General features: G+C 62.9%; 4 tRNA genes. All 4 read left to right on the top strand.

What is annotated here, in order from left to right:
- Window positions 1-619: 619 nt before the first annotated feature.
- The 4 genes from V0R60_RS26855 (at window position 620) to V0R60_RS26840 (ending at window position 951) form a co-directional block, all read left to right on the top strand.
- Window positions 620-696 (top strand) — tRNA-Pro (locus V0R60_RS26855).
- Between the two features lie 5 nt (window positions 697-701).
- Window positions 702-777, top strand: a tRNA-Lys gene (locus V0R60_RS26850).
- A gap of 14 nt (window positions 778-791) precedes the next feature.
- Window positions 792-867, top strand: a tRNA-Asn gene (locus V0R60_RS26845).
- A 10-nt stretch (window positions 868-877) separates the two neighbouring features.
- Window positions 878-951: transfer RNA gene (locus V0R60_RS26840), tRNA-Pro, on the top strand.
- Window positions 952-1,122: the final 171 nt, after the last annotated feature.

Here is a 1,122-nt window from a genome sequence, read left to right as displayed (position 1 = left end):
GCTGATCCATTGGCATGGGCGGTTTGGAGTCACCTTTGCGCCCTTACGGCGCATCCCTTTTGTCTTGGCAAAAGGAATCAAAACCGTGTGTCCCTGCATTCGGCCCTACGCTGCGCTCCGGGTCCCTTCGCTCCGGCATTGCTCCCGTCGGGACCCCCCCCCCCCCCCCCCCCCCCCCCCCCCCCCCCCCCCCCCCCCCCCCCCCCCCCCCCCCCCCCCCCCCCCCCCCCCCCCCCCCCCCCCCCCCCCCCCCCCCCCCCCCCCCCCCCCCCCCCCCCCCCCCCCCCCCCCCCCCCCCCCCCCCCCCCCCGGCTGCACCCGACTACGCAATACCTACACTCAACCTACCGAAGGGACAACCCGGATGGCAGGCGATAATGTGTCAACCATGTCTCCGTACACGTGTCCACCATGTGTCCGGTCCATACACCCCGACGAAAGTGGGTCGCCGTAAAAGCGAAGCCGTGTCTGGGCTGGCGATGTACGAAGAGCCAGATCAAAAGCAAAAGCTGCACACCAGCACCTCGCTGTTGCCGTTGCCGCTGCTGTGCTTCTACCTACACAAATCGTGCAGACGCCACAAATCGTCCCTTCAGTAGGCCGAATGGAACCCTTGCGTAGGGGTATAGCGCAGTCCGGTAGCGCGCCTGCTTTGGGAGCAGGATGTCAGGAGTTCGAATCCCCTTACCCCGACCATTTTTGGGTCGTTAGCTCAGTTGGTAGAGCAGTTGGCTTTTAACCAATTGGTCGTAGGTTCGAATCCTACACGACCCACCATCCGCGGTTGTAGTTCCGCGATAGCTCAGTCGGTAGAGCAAATGACTGTTAATCATTGGGTCCCAGGTTCGAGTCCTGGTCGCGGAGCCAAATTTCAAACCGGGGTATAGCGCAGTCCGGTAGCGCGCCTGCTTTGGGAGCAGGATGTCAGGAGTTCGAATCCCCTTACCCCGACCGCCGGCCATCCATGGCCGTCGCCCCACTACGCAAGGGTTCCATTCGGCCTGCTGAAGGGACGATTTGTGGCGTCTGCACGATTTGTGTAGGGAGAAGCACAGCAACGGCAACGGCAACAGCGAGGTGCTGGTGTGCAGCTTTTGCTTTTGATCTGGCTCTTCGTACATC

It is taken from the genome of Pseudomonas auratipiscis (genome assembly GCF_036324085.1).
GTDB classification, from domain to species: Bacteria; Pseudomonadota; Gammaproteobacteria; order Pseudomonadales; family Pseudomonadaceae; genus Aquipseudomonas; species Aquipseudomonas auratipiscis.
Note: the sequence above shows the minus strand (reverse complement) of the source record. Positions and strands in the feature narration are given on the sequence as shown.